This is a genomic window from Bacillus sp. URHA0034 (assembly GCF_056280405.1).
This window is the reverse complement of the sequence record NZ_JBWCDK010000002.1, coordinates 2,272,374-2,292,461: the sequence shown is the minus strand read 5'-3', so window position 1 is coordinate 2,292,461 and position 20,088 is coordinate 2,272,374. Positions and strand designations below refer to the sequence as shown.

Below are 20,088 nucleotides of genomic sequence, written 5' to 3'. Positions count from 1 at the left end.
GGATATTTCTTGAAAAAAGTTCAAGCAAGCATTCAATCATTATTAATTGGCGATCTTCCGGAGACATTTGTGACCAGAAGAATTCCGGAAGCTGCCCTTGAGTTCGGCGGAATAAGAGGTGACCGCCATTTTGGGATCACGAGTAAGGCCGATTCAAGACAGCCCATGTACCCTAGGGGAACTGAGATCCTAAACCGCAGGCAGATTACAATCGTGTCTAAGGAGGATTTAGCTCAAATTGCTATCGAGCTAGAAATCGAAAAGGTGCTGCCGGAGTGGTTAGGAGCAAATCTGTTAGTAGAGGGATATCCTGAATTAACGAAACTCACACAAGGTTCAAGGATTATTTTTCCAAGTGGAGCCGGCCTAATTTGTATGGGGGAAAATATGCCCTGCACATTGCCGGGAGAAGAAATCCAAAAGCACTATAAGGACCATCAAAAGCTTGCCACTCGTTTTGTCAAAGCAGGCTATAAGCGTCGGGGGATTGTTTGTGCCGTTGAAAGGCCGGGGGTTATTCATGAAACGGACGAAGTGCAGATTCTAGTGAATGACTATTCCAATCCGATGCAATGATTGACAATTTTGGAATAGCGGAAATAGAGGCTGACTCAAAAAAATTTTTGAGTCAGTTTTTCACTTATATAAAAAAATTTTCAGATTATCTTTTGAATCAAGGGTTGCAAGCAATACGTTTTTAACCTCCGTTTGATATATTCGTTCCAACGCGGAAACAACCCAGTTAATATCCTTATGTATTTGTTCTAGCTCCTCTGAATTGATTCTGCCTTCTTTAATAATAATCCTTGGCAGATCAAATGGTTCTGTAGCCATTTTATAGGCAGCTGGCGTAATCGGTTCATATTTTGGATCTAAAAAGACAGAAATTTTCCCATCAGCTTCCCAAATTGCTAAGGCCACTTTTTTCAAATCAGTGACTTTTTCTTCCCGTAATTCTTCTAATAAATCATCAATAGTAATTCTTGCTTTCTTTAATCCTTTAAATATGATTTCTCCATCCTGAATAAGGGTGATGGGGGCATGATTAACGAGCCGTCTAAACCATGGGATTTTTAGACTAAGAAAAATACCGCAAAGGTACAGCACAACTAATACAATCGAAGTGGTCATAGAGCCCATTAAATCAAGGTGGTGGTCTGACAAGGGATGGGCAATAATATTTCCAATCACTAACGCAATCACAAAATCAAGGATTTTTAACTGGGAGATGGCCCGCTGTCCTAAAACTTTAGCCACAATCAGCAAAAAGCAAAAAACCACGACAGCTCTGAAAATCCATTCAACCATAGTCAGTGTGTCCTGGGCTTGAGCAAAATTCATATAAGATACCGCCCTTCGTACCAAAACTCCCACTTAGTTTAACACTGATGGTATATTCATAATCCTTTATTGAGTTCATTTTTTAAATAAATTAGAAGGCCCAGTCCTAGCATTAGGGACTGGGCCTTTTTCTAAGAACCAAAGGACATCACAACATAAGGACTAGTTTTCTTCTTCAGTATAGGCTTCTACTGTCGTATCTCTACATTCCCAGCATTCAGTCCTATTTCTCTCCATAATCGATAACTCTTTTCCACAAGAAATGCAAATATCCATAGGTCAAGATTCCCCTTTCCAGTGAAAATGTTTTACAAGTATATGAGTACAAATAATCAAATATGCCACGGTACTTACAGTTTATGTGGGTTATGTGCTTTTGCCCTTGTCTAGTTAATTATTTATTTGTTAGTAAAATTACTTTATTTAATGATGGGATTTAGAGCAAATAAAGAGATATTGGATAGGAAAAGGAATAGTTACAGTGGAATGATTCGGTTAAGGACAAAGAAATGTGCAAAGGGGGACCAAAATCACCAAGCGGGTTAGGAATTCAATCATTTGCTAACTCCTTATCATTTATTTAATAACCACAGTATAGGCAAAGTTTGTAAAAGGAAGTTAGTTTAATTGTAAAAATACTGTAAAATTTTTGGAAGTGGAGACATTTTCCATACGTACTAAAAGGAAAAGCGGATTCACTGCAAATTTTTATAATGAAAACCGGAAGGATTGCAGATAATTTATATATTATATCTAAAGGAGGCGCCAATTGACCACTAACAATTTTGATCCAAACCTTAATCCAACCTCTAAGAAGAACCAAGAAGAAAAACTTGAAATTAGTTCAACAGGTTATGGACTCGAATCTGTTTCAAATGAAACTGAAAGAGCCGGTAATAAACAACAAACAGAAGGGACGAATCAGTCCTGCGGAGGTTTATAAACTAAAAAGGAAATTCAAAATCCCCCAAACTCAAATTTGGGGGATTTTGGTGTAAACTGATAGCTCCTTAAGAATAAACTAATCTTGAAGATTTAGCCCATGCTGCAGAACTGTCTCTCTAATTTTTTCAGGAGAGACTTGGGTTTCATTATATTCAATTTTCACTTCTCCATCCGCAGTGTCAACCAAGGCTCTCTCAATGCCATCCATCTGCGAAAGGACAGATTCCAGTGATTGAATCGGCTGCTCATTGACAGCTTCTTTTACATAAATCGTTAAGTTTGCCACAATCATCTTCCTTCCATTTTTAGCATCTCTCTTATGAAGATTTCCTAATTAGAAAGAAATATCCTCACTATTTTAAAAAAGCTAGAGCAAAAATGAGCAGGTCAATAGTTTAGCTAACGCTCTGGCTAAATAGTTTGCGAAATTATGACAAAAACTATTTTTGAACAGCATGTCAAAGGTTAAACCGTATCTGGAGATGACTCCATTCTAGTACTCCCGCTTTATTTAAATTACTATTTTAAATACTTATCCCGTAAATCGGCAATCCCCGCTTTGCAGACTCCATAGGAAAGCCAGGAGCATCCCTTGCATATATAATCCAAATCATCTGGTTTGACTTTCTCAGCCGTTAATTGAACTAAAAAGGACTTATTATAGACAGCTCCTTCAATTAATTCCAGTTGACGAATGACATTAAGGTCCATGGTTAGGACATGTTCATTAGAACCGATGCTTGCCTCACAGGCCGTTTTCCCCTTATGAGGGCAAGTACAGCAAGTATCATCGAGTGCGGCGACAACCTTGATTGGGAAATCCTGTTGTACATCCCTGATTTGCTCGACAATTGCGCTCATTTTCTTTACAAAATCAGGACTGTATCCCATGCCGCGAAAACCATGGACGCATAATAAATGGTGACCGCGTAAGCTCAAACTCAACCATATCACTCCTTTGCTTTTTAAATATATATTTTCAGAATCTTTATAAAATAATGGTTGTGTCCAAACTAATTACAATATATGTTACATATATATGGAAATTATACTTCACTAACTATTTATTTCTGAATTGGAGGTAAAAACATGACGCAACACTTGTATACCGTCGTCATCATTACCGCTTTGGTGATTTTCGGTATTTATAGGCGGGTACGTCGGAATATTGGCTGGCAGGAGCTTAATCCAAGAAAACTAGTGATTAGGACCTGTATTTTCTTTATTATCGGGCTGGTCTTTTTATCTGGAGGACTTACTCATCCGATCAGCTTAATTTCAGATGTAGTGGGGATTTTAGCTGGGATTCTGCTCGCTTACTATGGGGCAGCATTAACTACATTTGAAAAGCGGGAAAAGCATTTTTACTACCGCCCCAATACATGGATTGGCAGTACAGTCACCTTTATCTTTTTAGCTCGATTGATCTACCGCTTTTATGGTATGTACACTTCCGGTATCCTAACAACGGCAGCATCAAACCAACAACCGTCTAGTTATCAAAACATTAGTACAGCCGTCGGAAGTTCCTGGACAGCAGGATTATTGCTCATCATGTTTGCTTATTACATTTTCTATTACTTGATTTTATTAAAGAAGAAAAAGCAGTTAACTCAATCAGAGATTTAATAATAGGGTATCTTCTCCGTTATGCTAGGTTAGCAGCTGCTATTACATATAAAAGCCTCCCTTAAAGTTAAGAGAGGCTTTTGGATGATTAAATAATTCTTATTCCCTGCTCATCACGAATGATTTTTTCGTTTTCACTTAAGTTTGTAAATACGACCGGGGTAATAATGGATGGTACTTTATCTTTAATCAAGTCGAAGTCAACCTCGAGTAGCTTTTGTCCTTTTTCAACGGTTTGCCCGTCTTTAACAAAAGCAGTGAACCCCTCACCTTTTAAACTGACGGTTTCCATTCCAACATGAATTAAAATCTCTCTTCCATTATGATCGACAAGGGTCACAGCATGTTTTGTGGGAAATACACTAATGACTTTCCCATCAACTGGTGCAACTACCGTTCCTTTTGTTGGCTCGATGGCAAAGCCATCTCCCATCATTTTTTGTGAAAAAACAGGATCCGGAACGGATTCAATTGGAAGCAGCTGCCCTTCTAATGGTTGTAAAATAAATGGATCATTTTCAGACGTCTTCTTTTTAAATAAGTTTTTAAACATGTGTGAAACCACCTTTATGATTAATTTTACTGTGTGAAATAGTTCTAACTGAGGAACCGGTTCCAAAATTATTTACTAGCTCGAAATAATATTCAATTTTATTTTATTTTAAGGAAATGCAGGAAAAAGTTCAACCGTTTTATTCTAAATGACTATCTTCATGGAGAAAATGATTTATACTAAAATAAATCTTTGAAAATGAAATAACCTTGGAAAAACAATAAAATTTAACCATAGAATTAAAAAATGTACGATTGCTATATGAAAATGGGGATGAAGCTATGAAAACTATTGCAGACATTGCCCGATTATCTGGTGTCGCCAAAAGTACGGTTTCTAGGTACTTAAATGGTGGGTCTGTCAGTGAATTAACGAAAAAAAAGATTGAGCGAGTGATAAAAGAAACTGGTTATATCCCCAATACATTTGCCCAAAGTTTAAAGGCAAAGAAACCGAATATTATTGGGACCATCGTGCCTCGACTGGATTCATATGCAACTTCGCAGACGTTAATTGGAATTGACCAACAGCTTAGGGAACTAAATTATCAAATGTTGATTTCAAATACCAGTCAGGATCTAGACCGTGAGATTGAAAATATATATACAATGGCTAGGCAAAAGGTTGCAGGGATTATTCTATTGGCTACACAAATTACGGCTACGCATTTGGAAGCATTTCAACAGCTGCAAATTCCAATATTACTTGTTGGACAAGAGCATAAACAGGTATATAGTGTCATTCATAATGACTATGAGGCAGGCTATGATATGGGCAGATATATCTTGTCTAAAGGCCATCGGAAGATTGTCTTTCTAGGTGTCACAGAAAAGGATATAGCGGTAGGAGTGAAGAGAAAGGAAGGCTTTAGAAAAGCCATTCAAGAGGTTGAAGGTTGTGAAGTTAAATACTATGAAACAAGTTTTAAAATGGCTGAATCCATCGCCAATGTTCCCAAAATTATTGACGAATTTGACCCTTCTTTAATCGTTTGTGCTACCGATAATATCGCGCTGGGAGCCATAAAAGCTGCCCATTTAAAAGGGATCAGAATCCCAGAGGATTTGTCGATTACAGGGTTCGGCGGGTATGAAGTAACAGAAATTATACACCCTAGTTTAACAACGGTTAAGTTTTATTATAGAGACGCTGGGCAAGTGGCAGCGCAAAGCATGGTTCGACTGTTGAGCAATGAAGACATTCCTCCAATTATTTTTTCTAAATATAAAATAATTGAAAGGGAAAGCGTTGACAATTTATATAATCATAAATTATAATATGTGTGGAATCGGTTCCAACAGGAACCTTTTAATTTGAAGTTAATTAGAACCGGTTCCACACTTAATTTATTAGCACTTTTTTTTAACTATATGGAACCGGTTCCTTTATTTTGGACTTTATATAATTATTTTTTTGACATGAATTGGAACCGGTACCAACTAAAAAGCTATGATAAAGGAGAATGAGCGATGAACCACAAAGAAGCTGCAGTGGCCATTTTGGCTGCGATTGGAGGAAAAGAGAACGTATCTGCTGCTGCACATTGTGCTACCAGGCTGCGTTTAGTATTAGATGATGAAGACAGGATTGATTCAGCTGCTTTGGATGCAATTGAAACGGTAAAAGGGACATTTTCAACAGGGGGACAATTCCAAATTATCCTAGGTGCCGGAATTGTAAATGAAGTGTATAAGCATTTCATTGATCTTGTAGGAATTTCCGAAATGTCGACAAGTCAGGTGAAAAATGTTGGAGTTAAAAAACAAAATCCACTTTTACAGCTCGTTAAATTGTTATCAGATATTTTTGTACCGATAATCCCAGCTATTGTTGCAGGCGGTCTTTTAATGGGATTAAATAATCTTTTAACAGCAGAAGATTTATTTATAGACGGAAAATCGTTAATTGATGCGAATCCCGGTATTGCAGATTTAGCAGCCATGATTAACACCTTTGCAAACGCTGCCTTTGTATTCTTGCCAGTTTTAATTGGTTTCTCTGCTTCGAAGCGATTTGGCGGAAATGCCTTTTTAGGAGCAGCTCTTGGAATGATTATGGTTCATCCCGATTTGTTAAATGCTTATGGATATGGGGCTGCTTTGATCGACCATAAAGTCCCTGTATGGAATATACTAGGCTTTGAAATTGAAAAAGTAGGTTATCAAGGAACCGTATTACCAGTGCTAGTTTCTTCTTTTATCCTGGCGAAGCTTGAAGTAAACTTACGAAAAGTTATTCCATCTGCGTTGGATAACTTATTAACACCATTGCTTTCTATTCTTGTAACAGCTGTACTCACATTCACATTTGTCGGTCCAATTACAAGATCTGCTGGTAACCTTTTTACAGATGGAATTGTTTGGTTATATAACACGACTGGATTTGTTGGCGGTGGGATTTTTGGATTCTTCTATGGTCCAATTGTTATCACAGGTATGCACCAAAGCTTTATTGCAGTTGAAACCCAACTACTCTCTAATATAGCTAAAACAGGTGGTTCTTTCTTATTCCCAATAGCTGCCATGTCAAACGTAGCTCAGGGAGCTGCAACTCTTGCTGTTTTTCTTATAACGAAAGACAAAAAGATGAAAAGTATTGCCTCTGCTTCAGGTATTTCTGCCTTGTTAGGTATTACAGAACCTGCCATGTTTGGTGTCAACTTAAAGCTAAAATATCCGTTCATCGGTGCGATTATTGGGGCCGGTGTCGGAGCAGCCTTTGTCACTTTCTTTAAGGTAAAAGCTGTGGCAATGGGCGCAGCCGGTCTTCCAGGAATTATCTCAATCAAGCCAGATTCCATCCCTTACTACTGTATTGGTATGGCCATTTCAATTGTTGTAGCATTCATGCTAACAATCTTATTAGCCAAAAGAGATGCAAAGAAAAATTCAGTGAACGTGGAAAATCAGGCAGCATAATTAATACATGGCGAAGGGGGAATCAATTGATTCTCCTTCATTGCTTAAAAGGAGTTTGACAAACATGGTGTGGACAAAAGAGCAGCGTTATCGCCGGATAGAAGAAGCAAGCAGGGAAGAACTCTCGAAATTGCGATCAGAGGTTAGGAGCTGTGAGTGGCGTCAAACCTTTCACATCCAGCCAGAAACAGGTCTATTAAACGATCCGAATGGATTTTCATATTATAACGGCGAATATCACCTATTTTATCAATGGTTTCCGCTTGGACCTGTCCATGGTTTAAAATACTGGTACCATACGAAATCAAAAAATTTGGTTCATTGGGAAAATGTCGGGATCGGCATCGAACCGACGAATCAATATGACAGCCATGGTGCCTATTCAGGGAGCGCAGTTGAACATGAAGGTAAATTGCATTTACTTTATACAGGGAATACACGCGATGAAAATTGGGTACGACATCCTTACCAATGCCTTGCGATTTTGGATAAAACGGGGGTAATAAAAAAATGGGACCAGCCTGTTATACATGACGTACCCAAAGGCTATACAGATCATTTTCGTGACCCTAAAGTTTGGAAGAAGGGCAATCACTTCTACGCGGTTATTGGAGCGCAGCGGGAAAATCAAACAGGCTGTGTCGTGTTATATCGTTCCACGGATATGCTGAGTTGGAATTTTGAAGGGGAATTGCAAACGAGTCTCCCTTCGTTTGGCTATATGTGGGAATGCCCGGACTATTTTGAAATGCAGGAACAAGGTGTCTTGATTTTTTCCCCTCAGGGACTAACCCCTGATGGAGATGAGTTTCAAAACATTTATCAATCTGGTTATATTCTTGGTGAACCACTGGATTTAAAAAACAGGACCTTAACACACGGCTCTTTTCAAGAATTAGATAGAGGTTTCGATTTTTATGCACCACAAACGATGCTGGACCCGGACGGACGGCGGATTTTAATAGGATGGATGGGGCTTCCGGAAATAGATTACCCGACGGATAAAAATGGATGGGCCCATTGTTTGACATTACCTAGAGAATTATCAATTCGTGGCGGTAAACTCATCCAACAGCCAGTAAAGGAGCTTAAAGGACTTCGCAAACAGCTCTACGTCATAAAGGATGTAATCTTTGATGAGAAGAAGGTTTACGAACAATTTTATGGAACATCTTATGAAATGGAATGTGAGTTTGAAAATTTTGATGCAGAGGCTTTCGGTGTTGAATTTAGGGCGGGAGAACATGAAAAAACGGTTGTTAAATACGATGCCGTTCAAAACAAGGTCATTTTAGATCGCACCTTGTCAGGAAAACCGGTAGGCGAATTATATGGGACAGTGAGAAAGTGCCCGGTCCAAGGCTCAAAAATAAAGTTTCACCTCTTTGTTGATATCTCTTCTGTTGAGATTTTTATAAACGACGGGGAAGAAGTATTTACAAGCCGGATTTTCCCGAATGCTGACAGCAAAGAGATTCGTTTCTTTACTGAAGGTGGAAGAGTATTATTTCAAGCAAGTAAATGGGATATTTAGTAAGAGGATGAGGTGAAGAACTTGAGCACTATGTATTCAATTGGTGAGGTATTAATCGATTTCATTCCTCTCCAAAAGGGAAGAGCCTTAAAAGATGTGATTGCGTTTGAGCGGGCTCCTGGCGGCGCTCCTGCAAATGTTGCAGCAGCAGTGGCAAAATTCGGGGGAAATTCTTCAATAATTACTAAGTTAGGTAACGATGCTTTTGGTGACTTTCTTTTAGAGCAGCTTCAGCAGGCTGGTGTAAATACGGATAAAATTTTAAGAACAAGTGAGGCCAATACAGGGCTCGCCTTCGTATCGTTACGTTCTGACGGGGAGCGGGATTTTTCATTCTACCGCAATCCTTCTGCAGACCTTTTGCTTCAACACAATGAAATAGAGGAGAGTTGGTTTAATAACGGAGATATTCTCCATTTCTGTTCTGTCGATTTAGTGGAAAGTCCGATGAAGCAGGCACATGTTAAGGCCATTCGTTCAGCAAAGGCTAAAGGAAGTCTGATCAGCTTCGATCCAAATGTACGGCTCCCTCTATGGAGAAATCCTGAAGATTGCAGAAAAACAATTTTGGACTTTATTCCAGCTGCACATCTCGTGAAAATATCGGATGAAGAGCTGGAGTTCATTACGGGGATCCAAGACATAGACCAGGCCATCCAATCTTTATTTGTTGGCGACGTAAGAGCTGTTATATTTACCAAAAGTTCTCAGGGTGCAGAACTATATGTAAATGACCAACACTATTATACAAGCGGATTTACAGTGGATGTAGAAGACACTACTGGCGCTGGCGATGCTTTTATAGGGGGATTTTTATACCAGCTGTTAGAAAAAAATGTTAGACAACAAAGTCTTGAAGAAATCTTACATCAGCATCACTTGGAGATTCTTACCTTCGCGAATGCAAGTGGTGCACTTACAACGACAGGAAAAGGGGCCATTTCCTCTCTTCCAACAAAAGAAACGATCAATCAATTACTTGAAAAATAAGGCACTTCATGTGGATGGCAAAAAGGAGTCAATTTTTATGGTTGCAAAAAAATGGTGGAAAGAAAGCGTCGTTTATCAAATTTATCCCCGAAGCTTTATGGACAGTAATGGAGATGGAATTGGCGATATCCAAGGAATCATCTCAAAACTAGATTATTTAAAGACGCTGGGTGTCGATGTCGTATGGCTTTCACCCGTTTACCAATCTCCTAATGATGATAATGGATATGATATAAGCGATTATCGAGAAATTATGGGAGAGTTCGGGACGATGACAGACTGGGAAGAGCTTTTGCAGCAAATGCATCAACGGGGGATTAAATTGGTGATGGACTTAGTCGTCAATCATACGTCTGATGAGCATGCGTGGTTTACAGAAGCGCGTAAATCCAAAGATAATTCCTACCGAGATTATTATATTTGGAGGCCTGCTTTAAACGGAAAAGTTCCTACAGATTGGATCGCTTCCTTTGGCGGCTCCGCTTGGGAGTATGACCACGAAACAGATGAATATTATCTTCATATGTTTTCTCCAAAGCAGCCTGATTTAAATTGGGAGAATCCACAGCTTCGCCAAGAAATATATGATATGATGCGGTTTTGGCTTGATAAGGGTGTCGATGGGTTCCGAATGGATGTCATTAACATGATTTCAAAAAGGGAGTTTCTTGCTCCTTATCAAGATTTTCAGACCGGAACAGCGGAAAATAAGGACTACAAACATAACGGACCGCGAGTCCACGATTTTCTAAAGGAAATGAATACTGAAGTTCTATCGAAATACGACATCATGACGGTTGGTGAATGCCCTAAAATAACCCCGGAACAAGCACAGCTTTATACAGGCAAGGACCGTCAGGAGCTAAATATGGTCTTTCAATTTGAGCATATGAGTTTGGATAAACAGGCTGGAAAAAGCAAATGGGACTTAAAGCCTCTTCATTTAATAGATTTAAAACAAAACCTATCCAAGTGGCAAAAACAATTAGAGAATAATGGCTGGAACAGTCTTTATTGGAACAATCATGATCAGCCGCGAATTGTTTCTCGATTTGGCAATGACCAGGAATATCGCGCAGAATCAGCCAAAATGCTCGGAACACTTCTTCATATGATGAAGGGAACACCGTATATTTATCAAGGTGAAGAAATCGGAATGACCAATGTTCGTTTTTCTTCAATTGAGGATTACAATGATATTGAAACATTAAATATGTATAAAGAAAGAGTAACGGAGCTGGGAATGGATCCTAATGAAGTGATGGAATCCATTTATAAGAAAAGCCGTGATAATGCACGGACACCAATGCAATGGGACAGTTCTGACTATGCCGGTTTTACTACAGGGACACCATGGCTGAATGTAAACCCGAACTATAAAGAAATTAACGTAAAACAGGCACTTGAGGATCCAGCCTCGATCTTTCATTACTATAGAAAGCTGATTGAACTTCGGAAACAAGAGGAAATTATTGTCTATGGTAACTATGAGCTTATTTTGGAAAAACATGATTCTATCTTTGCTTATACCCGGACATTAGCAAACGAATGTCTACTGGTGATTAATAATTTTTATGAGAACGAGACGATTTTTGAATTGCCTCCACACATTCAGTATCGTTCAAAACAGTTACTTATTAACAACTATCCAGTGGACTCGGACATGGATGTATCTAATGTTCAGCTTCGCCCTTATGAATCGATTGTATTTAAGTTATTTATGTAATAGCAGGTTCTTAGTGAAAAGGCAGTGAATTTCTTCACTGCCTTTTTTCACAAAATAAGTTCGCTGCTTGACTAGTGTCAGTTTTATTTTTCTTAAAAGCTGCGTCTCCTGCGGCGCTTTTGTTTAAAATGATACATAGCACCAATCATTCCAGCGTCATTCTGATGTTTACAGCTTTCTATCGGTATCTTAATTTCTTTCCACCAATATAGATTGTCAAGTTGATGATTAATATGATCTATTAAACCTTGTTGCGTAAATACCCCGCCACCGATTAGTATTTTTTGAGGATTTAAGGTTGCAGCTAGGTTGAAAATTCCATAACTAAGGTTTTTAATCCAGTCATCCACGAGCATTCTCACTGAATAATCATGTGCAGCATTTTGAAAAATAGTCTCACCACTCACTTTTTCAGTTTCCTTAATACCCTTTAGATTTTTATAGGAACGAATTAAGGCAGTAGTAGAGGCATTGTTATGCATGGCATCTCCTGAGGACTGCGTAATCATAAATCCAAATTCACCACCCCTGAAACTGTGCCCCCGCAAAAGCCTTCCATCGATATAAATCCCGCCGCCAATTCCCGTACCAACCGTCATACAAATAAAATCTGTACAACCTTTTGCATTCCCACTCATTTTTTCTGCAATAGCAGCACAGTTACCATCATTTTCAATTTCAACTGACAGGGGAATTCTTGTTTCTAGTAACTTTTTAAGATTCTGACCATTTAGGGCTGATATAGCTCCCGCTTGTTCTGAATAACCAGTATGGGGGTTAATAAAACCCGGCAAACTAACGGCAACCCCCAGTACATCATGATTCTGTTGATAAGTCCTTATGGTATTAACCATCATATCTAGAAATTTTTCTAGATTTGAGGAGGGAGTATCATAGCTTCCTTTTGAGAGAATGGAACCATCCTCTAATAATAAGCCATGCTTTACCAGTGTCCCGCCGATATCAAAAGCAATATACTTTCTCACCTTATTTCCTCCTAATTATGACATTGTAATTTTTCTATTAATCTTAACCGTTTACCTTTTTGATTTTTCCCTCGTCTGAATCAGGTATCTCAAATTCTTTGTAAATTTGTTTTAATACCTCTTGAGAGAGTCGCTTTTCCGACTTATTCCGTAATTTACAAGTTTCATAATCAGTATCAACTAAGTAGATCTTTAAAGTTAGTCCATATTCCTTAGCGACACGTATCCATCTTTTCCGACGATCTCTCGTCCTGTTGGTGGTATCAACAACCACTTTATGTCCACTTTTTAGTAATGACCTGACCATGAGTTCAGCACTTTCCCACACGAGCGGTTCAGCTTCCGCTTTATAAATTTCGCCATGTAAAGCTAATCTGATATCATCCAGAGATACCCGTACCCACCCTTGGCTTTGAAGTATCTTAGCGTATGTTGATTTTCCGCTTAGCGGCATTCCGCACATAATAGCCAATTTCAAGCTATATCTCTCCCTTATCACATTCTATTAGACAAACAACCTCAATGTATATAACACCATCAAGTGCTATTACCTTATGAAATGCAAGTTGGAGCGGTTTTGACAGGGACAAATAAACCTGTGGCGCCCTGCGGAAAGTAGTTATTTTTCACGAATAAACTTAATTTTGAGTGAATTTGTGATACAAGCCGCTTCCATTTCGTGACAAGTTACATAAGTATAAAAAGCCAAGATAATAATTAGTCTAATTTTCTATAAGATTATATTTTTCACAGATGTACATTAAAAGAAGGAGAGGAAAACTTATGGTGAGGAAAGCGATTATCCCTGCAGCCGGGTACGGTACTAGGAGCCTTCCTATAACAAAAGCAATACCTAAAGAAATGTTCCCGTTAGGCTTAAAACCGGCCATTCATTATATTGTTGAGGAGGCAGTTCAGTCAGGGATTGAACAACTATTAATTGTAATTTCTAATTCAAAGCACTCTATTTTGGACTACTTTGATCATTCAATGGAGTTAGAGGCTTTTTTAAAAAGCAAAAATAAGGAACATATGCTTAAACATTTAGAACTTCCAAATATAGATATTCTCTATATAAAGCAGCACTATGCCAACGGACTTGGTGATGCAATCCGACTCGGAAAAGAATTTGTAGGAGACGAACCGTTTGGCGTGTTATTACCAGATGATTTTGTCATTTCTGATCAGAACCCTGCTCTTAAACAATTAATTGATGAATATAAGGAAACAAAAAGTAGTGTTTTAGGATTAAAGCAGGTAAATCAAGATCAGTTAAAAAATTATGGGGTCATACAAGGAACAGCTAATTCGAACCTGATTGAAATTGAAAATATAGTGGAAAAGCCTAATACAAAATCCTCCTTCGGATTTAGCGGTTATTGGAAGATATGTTTTTACCCCGGCCATTTTTCAATACCTAGAGGAACTAAAGGCAGGCGTAGACGGGGAATTTCAGCTGACAGATGCTATAAAAAGTTTGCTTGGAAATGAACCTGTATTTGGAAAAATTGTATCTGGGGATCGGTACGATTTGGGGAAGTTAGGGGATTATATCGAACTAATGAAAATCATGAGTAAGGAACAATCATGTGAATAATTTCCGTATGAGAAGGAGAGAGTTGTTGTGTTAGAAAAAGTTTCAATTATTATTCCTTTCCAATCGGATTATGGCCCAAGAGCAAAGTCGTTCGAATGGATTAAACGGTATTATGCCCGTGTCATGCCGGAAGCAGAAATATGTTTAGGATTAATGGATGGCAGTGAAATTAATAAATCTAAGGCTGTTAACCTAGCAGCTAAAAAAGCTACCAGAGATATATTTGTCATAGCGGACGCGGATGTTGTTTATGACCCTAACCTGATTGTGGATTCAATTAAATTACTCAAGAAGGGTGGCTTTGTCGTTCCTTTTACAGAAGTCTATAATGTTGAAATGGAAGGTACGGAGAAGCTGTTAAAGACAAAACCAAATTGGCCTATTGAGGTAACAGCTGAAGAATGTACGAAATCCAATTGGGTTTACGAAGGATTTGCTGGAAAGCTGTTTGTCATATCAAGAGAAAACTTCGAAGCAGTTGGCGGTTTTGATGAGCGATTTATTGGCTGGGGGGGAGAAGACGATGCTTTTTCCCATGCAGCTCAGACGATTTGCGGCAATCTAATAAATTTAGAAGGGAAAGTATTTCACTTATGGCACCCGGGTTCAAGCTATCAAACAAATCCAAACGGTAAAGCAAATGCGAAACTCCTTGGACGTTATGAACTTGCTAGCGGAAACATAGAGAAAATGAAGGAACTTATTGATGAACGGTATAGGACACCAGAAGAAAATTTTGATCATAAACTAGTTAAAGTTAATGATCAAAATATATTACCAGAATCCCCGAAAAGTAAAATTTGTTTTGCCATCCTTGTTCATGAGGATAGAGAGTTAGTCAAGCAGTTAATTGACAATGTCCGATACTATTGCCCCAACAGTACAATGGTTTTATATAACGGGGGGAATGATCCAACACTGTGTGAGGGATTAGGTGTTCCTGTATGTCCTTATAGCCATAAGTTAGTGCGGGGATGGACGACCATTTATTTTATGGAAGTAATGGAATGGCTTGAAGAATTGGGGATTGAGTATAAATATTTTATTAATATTGATTCTGATGCATTGTTCATTAATAAAGGTTATGAAGAATTTATTCAAACTCAAATGAAGGATGCCGATTATATGGGGGTGAAGCTAAGAATCCCCGAAGAAGATTGGTATATTGGAAATGAACTTAAGAAAGACAAAAGCAGGTGGAAGCAATTATTTAATCTCAAACCCTACTATGGAGTTTTTAATGTGGGCCAGGTCATTTCCAGACCGATAGTTAAAGCGCTGCTAGATCCAGAAAGAAAGCAAAAATTAAAAAATGCTTTAATCGACACCATTTCTTTTGGTACTGATGAAATATTCTACGTTAACATGGCTAAGGAACTTGGATTCAAGGTGAAAAAATACCCCAATGAAAACGACACAAGGATGATACGATATCGCCCTTACTTTACCATAGATGAAATGATTTACTGCCTAAATCAAACTGAAATTAACGGTCTAGCTCATCCCGTCATTCGAGATCAAGCGGATCCAGTTAGGAAATTGATCCTTGAACTTGACAAAGAATATAACACAAGAAAGTACAGAAGCAAGGAATATCCATGGTATGATGACAATTCAAAAAATTATTCCGTAGCACTTCCAATTAAAAGTACATTTGGAAATTTAGAGCTGGTTGTCCGGTCGAACTCCTCCTTAATCCACTATTATCAATTACCAGATGGCAGCTGGAATAAGAGTGAGAAGATTGCTAAAGGTGTTACTGGAGATCCGATATTTTTTGAAAGTACATCAGGTCAATTTGTAGTTGTCTGTAAACTAAAAACGGGTGGAATTGGATTTTGGATGCGGGATAACAAAGCGGATGGCTATCCTTGGTATGGACCAACTATTTATAATTTAGACGATGTAGACCCGATTATGGGGTGCAAACTCCCGAATGGCGAACATGTCATGGTATTTAAGGGTGACAACAAATATTTTTATTGGGCTCTCGACAGTGAAAGATGGTATAAGGTTTTTCCTTATAATTAATAGCGGAAACATGGGGACGGTTCTCATGCTTCCGGAGCAGAAGAACCGTCCCCATGCTTCTCATAAAGTGCCTTACCCAATTAGGGTGAAGGCACTTTTTTGTGTGATTGGACATTTTCTCCATTTTAAAACAAGGCTTTTCCAAGCGGAACAAGCTTCTGTCTCTTACAATAAGATGATATTAACAGAGCTAGTACGTTTTTCGGAGTAATTACTAATAGAGAGCAGGGAGAAAATGGGGACTATTAACGGAAAGGATTTTATTGAACGATTAAATAAGCTGGAAAATGAAATTTGGTATGACGGTGCAAAAATCAAGGGGGGAATTTCGGAGCATCCTGCCTTTAAAGGGATTCTTAAAGCAAAGGCCTCCTTGTATGATTTACAAAATGATCCCGAACTAAAAGAGGAAATGACATTCCTTTTACCAAATAAAGAAGAACGAATAGGATTATCCTATTTGCAGCCAAAAACAAAAGAGGATTTAAAAAGAAGAAGGAAGATGATCGAACACTGGGCACGATTCACCAATGGAATGATGGGAAGAAGCCCCGACTATATGAATACAGCTGTAATGAGCTTTGCCGCCTCTGCCAGCCTGCTAAAAGACAAAGAAAATTGTTTTCCTGAAAATATTCAAGCCTTATATGAAAGAGCGATGGAACAAGACCTCTCGTTTACCCATACATTTATTACACCTCAGGTGAACCGTTCCGAGGGATATTTGGAACTTTCTGATCAGCCCATCTCAGCTAAGGTTATTGAAAGAAATGAACAAGGAATCGTAATAAAAGGGGCTCGTCTGCTTGCGACTCAAGGGGGCTTAACAGATGAAGTCCTGGTTATTACCGCTCCTAGATTATTTCTAGACCCCGATGAAGCCTTTGCCTTTTCCATCCCTTCCAATACAAAAGGATTAAAATTCATTTGCAGAGAATCATTTGTGGGAGGAGAATCCGCTTTTAATCATCCCCTTAGTTCAAGATATGAGGAGATGGATTCAATTGTTGTCTTTGATAATGTAGTCGTACCATGGGAGCGGGTATTTTATTACGATAATGTGGAAGCAGCAACTGATTTCATGAGCCGAAGCTCCTTTCACACCTTTGCCTACCATCAAGTAGTGACCAGACAAATCATCAAAACAGAGTTTATTCTCGGTGTTGCCCAACTTCTTGTCAAAACAATAAATGTTAGTGAATATCAACATATCCAAGAAAAAATTTCTGAGATCATCATAGGTCTTGAAACGATGAAAGCATTAGTAGAGAAGTCAGAAAACGATGCAGAGCTGGATGAGTGGGGCTTTATGCGCTCTAGTATGGTTCCGCTACAGGTCGCGTGTAACGTCTTTCCTAAAATTTATCCTCGTTTCATTGAAATTGTACAAATAATCGGGGCTAGTGGAATGGTCTCATTACCAACCGAGAAATCCTTTGATTCGGAAATTAGGGCAGACCTAGATCAATATTTACAGGCGCAATGTATGAATGCTGAGGAACGAGTTAAGGTATTCCGCTTGGCATGGGATCTTACCATGAGTTCATTTGGTACAAGACAAACCCAATATGAACGTTACTTTTTTGGTGATCCTATCCGCTTATCCAGCAGCTTGTATAGTACTTATCTAAAAGATAATCATGTAAAAAAGATAAGCGAATTCTTAAATCTAAATAATATAGAGTGAAAAAAGAAACAAGCCGTGTTAAACAAATGGAATGGCACGACTTGTTTCTTTTATTGGATATTGTTAGATGACAAAAACTGCTCGCTAAACGACCTTCCTTCTAAAAAAATATGTGTTTAAACAAATATTAAATAAACATATATTGTTCAAACAATTAGTTTTCTTTATAATGTGATGGGGGTGAATTTATGGAGTTTTCTGAATATACTTTATCCGAATCAATTGGGCATCAGCTTGCAGAAGCATCACGACTAATGAGCAATCGTTTAAATCAAAGATTTAAAGCGAATCATTATCCAGTTACATTCGAGCAATGGACTATTTTAATACATCTATGGACAGAGGATGGACTATCACAACATGAATTATGTATAAAAACCAAAAAGGATAATCCAAGTGTTTGCAGGCTGATCGACAATATGATCAAAAGAGGACTGGTTAAACGGGTTCCCCATCCAACCGATCGACGTACGAATTTAATTTACTTAACTTCAGATGGAAAGGAATTAGAGAAAAAATTAAATAGAGAAGCTTTCAATAATGTGCAGCATGCTACAAATGGTATAAGTCAGAATGAAATAGACATTTGTCTACATGTATTAAAGCAGATCATAAAAAATTTAGAGTAGATATTTTTGATTGATTAATATAATGCTGTAGTAAACCTGGAGGAAAAAATGAATTTGAAAACGGAGAATAAATTAGCCGAAAGAATTAGTACTAAAAGTGAAAAACAAATTGGGATTGTTATCATATTAGGTTTTTTATCTGCACTTGCTCCATTTTCCATGGATATGTACCTTCCAGCTTTACCTACTTTAACTTCAGATTTACACACTAGTACGTCTTTAGCACAATTAAGTCTTATGTTCTGTTTACTGGGACTCGCATTTGGCCAATTAATTGCAGGACCAATTAGTGATGCTCGCGGCCGCCGAACGCCGCTTATTATCGGGATGATCATCTTTATTGTCTCGTCACTATTGTGTGCATTTACGTCCTCCATTGTGGTTCTGATTGTTTTACGGTTAATTCAGGGTCTTGCTGGTTCAGTTGGACTTGTTATTTCACGTGCCATTGTACGTGACCATTACACGGGGAACAAGATGACCAAATTTTTTGCTCTATTAATGTTAGTTAATGGTATTGCACCGATTGTTGCACCTATTATAGGAGGGCAGCTGCTCCGTCTTACATCTTGGCAAGGTATTTTTTTAATCCTTGGTATTTTAGGTATAGGTCTACTGGTGGGAGTAATCTATAGATTACCAGAAAGTTTACCGCTGGAAAAACGGCAGACTGGAGGAATTAAGCAGACTCTTTCTTCTATGCAAACTCTTATAAAAGACCGGGTATTTATGGGATACGTGTTGTCTCAAGGTTTTGTAATGGCCGCTATGTTTGCGTATATCTCTGGGTCACCATTTGTGTTACAGAAATTTTATGGTATTTCACCACAGGCTTATAGTGCTATTTTTGCCATTAACAGTATTGGAATCATTCTTGCATCACAACTTAGTTCTAAACTATGTCAACGATACGGTGAAAAGAAGATACTTGTCAGCGGGTTGATAATTGCTGGTCTTGGAAGCTTAATTTTGCTAATGCTGATTCAGGTTGAGGCAGGGTTAATCGGGTTACTTCCTCCGCTTTTCATAGTTGTTTCGTGCGTAGGTCTAATTGGCCCTCCGAGTACATCTTTAGCGATGGAGAGACAGGGTAAACAGGCAGGCAGCGCTTCCGCACTAACTGGCTTGGCACAGATGGGGCTTGGTGCAATTGCAACCCCTTTAGTTGGAATTGGGGGCAGCAGCACAGCAACTCCAATGGGACTAGTCATTACATTTTGCGCTGTGTGTGCGCTTATCTGCTATCTATTGTTGGTTCGAAGTTATAAACGAGGTTATGAAAAAGCGTAGGAATGTGGCATTTGGACGATTAAATCCTTCCCGTATTTCAAAAAAAAAAATAAAGTTCATTAAACCTACTTGATTAATAGGATTAATTATATTAAACTGCAAATAATAAAACATTTTGAAAATTTTAAAAGTAAGATCCGATTGGTCAACCAAAGGATACGGAGATGATTCTTTTCATCATTTCTGTATCCTTTTTTATTTCGAAAAACAGGAGGAGTCTTGTGGAAAATTA

General features: G+C 38.3%; 18 protein-coding genes and 1 pseudogene. 13 read left to right on the top strand and 6 right to left on the bottom strand.

Features of this window, described 5'->3' with window-relative positions; translation table 11 throughout:
* The first annotated feature begins 9 nt into the window (after positions 1-9).
* The gene (locus ACZ9EE_RS13035; protein WP_476027678.1) at positions 10-576 is read left to right on the top strand and encodes an MOSC domain-containing protein; all 567 of its coding nucleotides are present in this window, start codon (positions 10-12) and stop codon (positions 574-576) included.
* Between the two features lie 60 nt (positions 577-636).
* Here ACZ9EE_RS13035 and ACZ9EE_RS13030 read toward each other — a convergent pair whose 3' ends face one another.
* Entirely contained in the window at positions 637-1,341 is a 705-nt protein-coding gene (locus ACZ9EE_RS13030; RefSeq protein ID WP_476027676.1) for a DUF421 domain-containing protein, read from the bottom strand.
* 769 nt (positions 1,342-2,110) lie between these two features.
* On the opposite strand from ACZ9EE_RS13030, the gene ACZ9EE_RS13025 reads away from it, so the two are divergent.
* Positions 2,111-2,284 (top strand): hypothetical protein, encoded by a 174-nt coding sequence (locus ACZ9EE_RS13025; protein ID WP_476027674.1) that lies wholly within the window; start codon positions 2,111-2,113, stop codon positions 2,282-2,284.
* Between the two features lie 78 nt (positions 2,285-2,362).
* Here the strand turns inward: ACZ9EE_RS13025 and ACZ9EE_RS13020 are convergent, their stop codons facing one another.
* Both ACZ9EE_RS13020 and ACZ9EE_RS13015 read right to left on the bottom strand, forming a co-directional pair.
* On the bottom strand, positions 2,363-2,578 hold the full coding sequence (locus tag ACZ9EE_RS13020) for a heavy-metal-associated domain-containing protein (protein WP_476027673.1): 216 nt from the start codon (positions 2,576-2,578) through the stop codon (positions 2,363-2,365).
* A 227-nt stretch (positions 2,579-2,805) separates the two neighbouring features.
* The gene (locus tag ACZ9EE_RS13015; protein ID WP_476027671.1) at positions 2,806-3,231 is read right to left on the bottom strand and encodes a DUF1284 domain-containing protein; all 426 of its coding nucleotides are present in this window, start codon (positions 3,229-3,231) and stop codon (positions 2,806-2,808) included.
* 144 nt (positions 3,232-3,375) lie between these two features.
* Between ACZ9EE_RS13015 and ACZ9EE_RS13010 the strand changes: the two genes are divergently transcribed.
* A complete protein-coding gene (locus ACZ9EE_RS13010; protein WP_476027669.1) occupies positions 3,376-3,915 on the top strand; it encodes a CcdC protein domain-containing protein in 540 nt (179 codons plus the stop codon).
* Between the two features lie 88 nt (positions 3,916-4,003).
* On the opposite strand, the gene ACZ9EE_RS13005 is transcribed toward ACZ9EE_RS13010, so the two are convergent.
* Complete coding sequence (locus tag ACZ9EE_RS13005; RefSeq protein WP_476027667.1) at positions 4,004-4,468, bottom strand: PTS sugar transporter subunit IIA; 465 nt, start codon at positions 4,466-4,468, stop codon at positions 4,004-4,006.
* A 281-nt stretch (positions 4,469-4,749) separates the two neighbouring features.
* Between ACZ9EE_RS13005 and ACZ9EE_RS13000 the strand changes: the two genes are divergently transcribed.
* From ACZ9EE_RS13000 to ACZ9EE_RS12980, 5 genes are all read left to right on the top strand, one after another.
* A complete protein-coding gene (locus tag ACZ9EE_RS13000) occupies positions 4,750-5,745 on the top strand; it encodes a LacI family DNA-binding transcriptional regulator (RefSeq protein ID WP_476027665.1) in 996 nt (331 codons plus the stop codon).
* A gap of 192 nt (positions 5,746-5,937) precedes the next feature.
* Complete coding sequence (locus ACZ9EE_RS12995; protein WP_476027663.1) at positions 5,938-7,386, top strand: sucrose-specific PTS transporter subunit IIBC; 1,449 nt, start codon at positions 5,938-5,940, stop codon at positions 7,384-7,386.
* 64 nt (positions 7,387-7,450) lie between these two features.
* Positions 7,451-8,920 (top strand): glycoside hydrolase family 32 protein, encoded by a 1,470-nt coding sequence (locus tag ACZ9EE_RS12990; protein WP_476027661.1) that lies wholly within the window; start codon positions 7,451-7,453, stop codon positions 8,918-8,920.
* Positions 8,921-8,941: 21 nt separating this feature from the next.
* Positions 8,942-9,910 (top strand): carbohydrate kinase family protein, encoded by a 969-nt coding sequence (locus ACZ9EE_RS12985; RefSeq protein ID WP_476027659.1) that lies wholly within the window; start codon positions 8,942-8,944, stop codon positions 9,908-9,910.
* Between the two features lie 37 nt (positions 9,911-9,947).
* Positions 9,948-11,636 (top strand): glycoside hydrolase family 13 protein, encoded by a 1,689-nt coding sequence (locus ACZ9EE_RS12980; RefSeq protein WP_476027657.1) that lies wholly within the window; start codon positions 9,948-9,950, stop codon positions 11,634-11,636.
* Between the two features lie 92 nt (positions 11,637-11,728).
* Here the strand turns inward: ACZ9EE_RS12980 and ACZ9EE_RS12975 are convergent, their stop codons facing one another.
* Both ACZ9EE_RS12975 and ACZ9EE_RS12970 read right to left on the bottom strand, forming a co-directional pair.
* Positions 11,729-12,622, bottom strand: a complete 894-nt coding sequence (locus ACZ9EE_RS12975; RefSeq protein WP_476027655.1) for an ROK family protein — start codon at positions 12,620-12,622, stop codon at positions 11,729-11,731.
* Positions 12,623-12,665: 43 nt separating this feature from the next.
* Entirely contained in the window at positions 12,666-13,100 is a 435-nt protein-coding gene (locus tag ACZ9EE_RS12970; RefSeq protein WP_476027653.1) for an AAA family ATPase, read from the bottom strand.
* A gap of 305 nt (positions 13,101-13,405) precedes the next feature.
* Here ACZ9EE_RS12970 and ACZ9EE_RS12965 point away from each other — a divergent pair.
* From ACZ9EE_RS12965 to ACZ9EE_RS12945, 5 genes and pseudogenes are all read left to right on the top strand, one after another.
* Positions 13,406-14,219, top strand: a pseudogene (locus tag ACZ9EE_RS12965) (UTP--glucose-1-phosphate uridylyltransferase).
* Positions 14,220-14,246: 27 nt separating this feature from the next.
* Positions 14,247-16,250 (top strand): galactosyltransferase-related protein, encoded by a 2,004-nt coding sequence (locus ACZ9EE_RS12960; RefSeq protein ID WP_476027651.1) that lies wholly within the window; start codon positions 14,247-14,249, stop codon positions 16,248-16,250.
* Between the two features lie 235 nt (positions 16,251-16,485).
* Positions 16,486-17,937, top strand: coding sequence for a 4-hydroxyphenylacetate 3-monooxygenase, oxygenase component (gene hpaB, locus ACZ9EE_RS12955; protein ID WP_476027649.1), 1,452 nt, complete (start codon positions 16,486-16,488; stop codon positions 17,935-17,937).
* A gap of 188 nt (positions 17,938-18,125) precedes the next feature.
* Positions 18,126-18,566, top strand: a complete 441-nt coding sequence (locus ACZ9EE_RS12950) for a MarR family winged helix-turn-helix transcriptional regulator (protein WP_476027647.1) — start codon at positions 18,126-18,128, stop codon at positions 18,564-18,566.
* Between the two features lie 48 nt (positions 18,567-18,614).
* Positions 18,615-19,856: a multidrug effflux MFS transporter gene (locus tag ACZ9EE_RS12945; protein WP_476027645.1), complete on the top strand. Its 1,242-nt coding sequence runs from the start codon at positions 18,615-18,617 to the stop codon at positions 19,854-19,856.
* Positions 19,857-20,088: the final 232 nt, after the last annotated feature.

Coding starts and splice junctions, on each gene's coding strand:
- ACZ9EE_RS13030 (WP_476027676.1), bottom strand. CDS start 1,341: ATGAATTTTGCTCAAGCCCAGGACACACTGACTATGGTTGAATGGATT.
- ACZ9EE_RS13020 (WP_476027673.1), bottom strand. CDS start 2,578: ATGATTGTGGCAAACTTAACGATTTATGTAAAAGAAGCTGTCAATGAG.
- ACZ9EE_RS13010 (WP_476027669.1), top strand. CDS start 3,376: ATGACGCAACACTTGTATACCGTCGTCATCATTACCGCTTTGGTGATT.
- ACZ9EE_RS13005 (WP_476027667.1), bottom strand. CDS start 4,468: ATGTTTAAAAACTTATTTAAAAAGAAGACGTCTGAAAATGATCCATTT.
- ACZ9EE_RS13000 (WP_476027665.1), top strand. CDS start 4,750: ATGAAAACTATTGCAGACATTGCCCGATTATCTGGTGTCGCCAAAAGT.
- ACZ9EE_RS12995 (WP_476027663.1), top strand. CDS start 5,938: ATGAACCACAAAGAAGCTGCAGTGGCCATTTTGGCTGCGATTGGAGGA.
- ACZ9EE_RS12990 (WP_476027661.1), top strand. CDS start 7,451: ATGGTGTGGACAAAAGAGCAGCGTTATCGCCGGATAGAAGAAGCAAGC.
- ACZ9EE_RS12980 (WP_476027657.1), top strand. CDS start 9,948: ATGGTTGCAAAAAAATGGTGGAAAGAAAGCGTCGTTTATCAAATTTAT.
- hpaB (WP_476027649.1), top strand. CDS start 16,486: ATGGGGACTATTAACGGAAAGGATTTTATTGAACGATTAAATAAGCTG.
- ACZ9EE_RS12950 (WP_476027647.1), top strand. CDS start 18,126: ATGGAGTTTTCTGAATATACTTTATCCGAATCAATTGGGCATCAGCTT.
- ACZ9EE_RS12945 (WP_476027645.1), top strand. CDS start 18,615: ATGAATTTGAAAACGGAGAATAAATTAGCCGAAAGAATTAGTACTAAA.